Source organism: Leptolyngbya cf. ectocarpi LEGE 11479 (assembly GCF_015207065.1).
Classification (GTDB): domain Bacteria; phylum Cyanobacteriota; class Cyanobacteriia; order Phormidesmidales; family Phormidesmidaceae; genus Leptothoe; species Leptothoe ectocarpi.
In genome coordinates, this window is record NZ_JADEXP010000476.1 from 1 (window position 1) to 3,817 (window position 3,817).

Genomic DNA, 3,817 nt, shown 5'->3' on the forward strand with positions numbered 1-3,817 from the left:
GAACACCCCTACCGGTTTTTAACGGATTAATGACAATGAGACGGTGGGCTACATCATACCGGGCATGCCCATGCCGCCCATACCACCCATGCCACCCATACCGCCCATGCCGCCCATGCCACCCATGGGATCAGCGCCACCAGCCGCTTCAGGCTCAGGCTTCTCAACTACGAGGGCCTCAGTTGTCAGGACCATACCCGCCACGGATGCCGCATCCTGCAGCGCAGAACGAACTACCTTAGCCGGGTCAACAATACCGCTCGCCATCAGGTCTTCATAAGCACCGGTCAGGGCGTTATAGCCTTCATTGAAGGGCAGGGAGCGGACTTTCTCAACCACGACATAGCCTTCGTCGCCCGCATTGTCAGCAATCTGACGCAGGGGCGCTTCCACAGCTCGCATGACAATATCCACACCGGTCTGCTCTTCAAGACCCAGACCAGATTTCATGGCCTCAAGCTTCTTGGCTAGGTGCAGTAGGGTGATCCCACCACCGGGGACGATACCTTCATCAACCGCTGCTTTAGTTGCGTTTAGAGCATCGTCAATGCGTAGTTTGCGATCCTTTAGCTCAGTTTCGGTGGCAGCACCGACCTTGATCACAGCGACACCGCCGGCTAGCTTAGCTAAACGCTCGGATAGTTTTTCTTTGTCGTAGTCAGAGTCGGTTGCATCTAACTCTCTGCGGATTTGAGCAACGCGCTCATCGATATCTGCCTTGTTGCCACTTTCAGACACAATAGTTGTGGTGTCCTTAGTGATGGTGATCTTATCGGCAGTACCTAGCATGTCGATTGTTGCCATCTCCAGGCTAAGACCAATTTCTTCGGAGATGACCTGACCACCTGTGAGGACAGCAATGTCCTGAAGCATGGCCTTACGACGCTCGCCAAACCCAGGTGCCTTAACAGCAGCGACGTTTAGCACACCTCGGGCCTTATTGACCACCAGCGTCGCCAGCGCTTCGCCGTCCACATCTTCAGCGATGATTACTAAAGGCTTACCCGCACGGGCAATGTTCTCTAGCACACCCACCAGGTCTTGCATGGAGCTGATCTTTTTATCGGTGATCAGTACCACCGCGCCTTCTAGGTCAGCGATCATCCGTTCTTGGTCGGTGACGAAGTAAGGAGAAAGATAGCCGCGATCAATCTGCATCCCTTCAACCACATCCAGTTCGGTGTGGAGGGACTTGGATTCCTCAACGGTAATCACACCGTCCTTAGTCACCCTGTCCATGGCTTCGGCAATCATATTGCCAATGGCTTCATCGCTACCAGCCGATACGGTGGCCACCTGAGCGATTTCTTTGCCCTCTACAGGCTTGGCAACGGCTGCAATTTCCTTGACCAGCGCAGCAACGGCTTTCTCAATGCCGCGACGTAGGCTGACCGGGTTGGCCCCCGCTGCCACGTTTTTCATGCCTTCACGAATAATCGCTTGAGCCAATACAGTTGCGGTAGTGGTGCCATCACCGGCTAGATCTTTAGTCTTGGAGGCTACCTCTTGGATCAGCCGCGCTCCAGTGTTTTCATAGGGATCAGACAGCTCAATTTCTTTAGCGATGGTGATCCCATCGTTCACGATTTGAGGTGCGCCGAATTTTTTTTCTAGGACGACATTGCGTCCCTTGGGTCCCAATGTAATCTTGACGGCGTCAGCCAGGGCGTTAACGCCGTGTTCCAAAGCCTGACGGGACTTTTCATCAAATAGTACCAGTTTCGCCATAGTCAGCTCGTTTAGCTCTGCAATGAAAGACCTTAGCACTCTCTGAGGCAGAGTGCTAATTAAGCGTATATCACGACATGGAGTTGCTTAATTCGCGATAACCGATCCTCAAGTTTGACCGGTCCTGGAGAGCGGTTCCTAAGATCAAACCAAGATCCCAGAAGGCTCGTGCTCAATGGCAAGTGGCAGAGATCTTTCCCAGGTATCAAATTTTGTTGAGTTTATTGTGTTTATTTTGTCTGGCGAGAAATCTCTTAAACAAGCCACACCAGGCTTCAAACTCCCTAAAATCAGGGTCTATAGGTAACCGCTACAAGATGTCCGTAACACTGACGAAACGACAAATACAGGTATTTATTCTTACGTCGATCTCTTGGGTAATACGATGAGGTTTTAGGGAAGTATGACTGTACGGTTGTGCTGTTTCCTAGTTTTCTACTAGACCACTTTGAATAGAGTCATAAGCTCCCTTCAGAATCTTCACCAGTATCCGGAAATATAAAGGATAGATGCGTATCCTGCATCAGATATGAGCAAAATGTTTTGTTCATTACACACAAAAACTCGTCTGTCTTCTAGCATTTAACTGGATTCAAAAATTGGCTAAAAATACTCTATTTATTTTGGTTTCTGGGCTTTATTGGAGCTTTAGCAAACTTTCGTCAGGGTTATTATTTGCTTTACCTAGACACAACTTTAATTGCCTAATGTAGAGGAGAGTTATAAATAATTCTTCTAGACCTTTTAACTAAACGCCTTATCGATACGGTTAACGCTTCTAAATAACTTAATTTTCCTGAAAAAGCACGTCTTTCTAGCGAAATCATGTCTTCTGCCACTGCATTTCTGAAGAATCATGTCCTCCATGGTGTTAAGGTCCAATTCAAGCCTTTACAACCCCTAAGACTCTGGCTTGATACCTTAAAAATTGATAATCCCACAGTTGCTTACCGGATTGCCCAGCTGATCCCTGCCCAGTGTCCGTTTGAGCGAGATATAACCCTCTTTGGCCATACGATTGCTCATATTCCGCCCATGTGTAAGATCAATCCTCTCTATGAGGAGATGGTCGGGCTGCGTTTTCGTGCCCTTTGCTTCCTAGCAGATGAGTGTGGCAAAGATATCTCGGCCTTGGTTTAAAGACCCATCCAATAATGGTAGGGCCGTTCCATGGAACGGCCCTACCATCCCGCCTCATTAAATTGATTGGCTGACTTCTTTTAACAATGTCATCGGTCCGATTGCTTTGAGCTGGACCATCTGCTCTGGGTTTTTGACCAACAGCGACCCGGCAAATCCCAAGGAATTAACTGAGATGCCGAGGTGATCGTCCCGATGCCGTGGGACCACCATCATCCAATTGCGGGTACCCAACAGGTTATAGGCGCAGCGCTGGACTCCTTGCCACTGTCCGGTGGGATCATTAATCGCCAAACTGGTTAGTAGCTGGCGATAGGTTTGGAGCCATTGAGTTGCTCCGCTATTGGCAGGGAGTTTAGCGATTCGGTGGGCATAGGGCAGCTGTGGTGATTGCCCCATGCCGTTAACAAATTCTGTAGCTTGAACTGCGGTTTCAACGGGCACGTCCATAGATGGCTGCGGTACGATCTGCAGATGTTTATGGGGCTGGCTGGCTCCGGCAGCGGTACCACCATTGTAGAAAAATAGGCCATTTACATCCGTGAGGCAGCGATGGAGGGCTTCAAAGTCAGCCAGGGTGAGCCAGTCGAGTTGAGACTCAAAGCGTTGGGTGACGATTAAAAAATGATGGTCAACGACGTTAAACTTATTGAGGAGACAGACATGGGTGTCGGAGATGTCGGTCACGTACAGGTTTTGATCGTAGGGTAAAAAGGGATTGGTCTTTTTCTGGGTCTGGACCTTACGGGCCTGGGCTTTACGATTGAGATTGGTTAAAATACGCACAATAAAGGCCACCCCACCATCGGCAATAATTTCATACTGGGTGTCAATGGGTCTGAGGGCTCCAGTAGCTAAACCTTGTTGGGTTTGGGCTTGGAGCTTGGACCATAGGGTATGGGGCTGCCAGGGTTTGCGGGGGGCTGTGCGATCGCACATAGATCTATCC

3 protein-coding genes are annotated in these 3,817 nt (G+C 49.6%); 1 reads left to right on the top strand and 2 read right to left on the bottom strand.

The annotated features are described in order from the left end of the window. Positions 1-48: 48 nt before the first annotated feature. Positions 49-1,728 carry a chaperonin GroEL gene (gene groL, locus IQ260_RS28585; RefSeq protein ID WP_193996465.1) on the bottom strand — a complete coding sequence of 560 codons (1,680 nt, stop codon included), beginning with the start codon at positions 1,726-1,728 and terminating at the stop codon, positions 49-51. 825 nt (positions 1,729-2,553) lie between these two features. Between groL and IQ260_RS28590 the strand changes: the two genes are divergently transcribed. Beyond that, the gene (locus IQ260_RS28590; protein WP_193996466.1) at positions 2,554-2,868 is read left to right on the top strand and encodes a Mo-dependent nitrogenase C-terminal domain-containing protein; all 315 of its coding nucleotides are present in this window, start codon (positions 2,554-2,556) and stop codon (positions 2,866-2,868) included. A 57-nt stretch (positions 2,869-2,925) separates the two neighbouring features. Here the strand turns inward: IQ260_RS28590 and IQ260_RS28595 are convergent. Then, positions 2,926-3,817, bottom strand: an 892-nt coding sequence (locus tag IQ260_RS28595) for an ATP adenylyltransferase family protein (RefSeq protein WP_322745071.1), incomplete at its 5' end; no start/stop codon positions are given.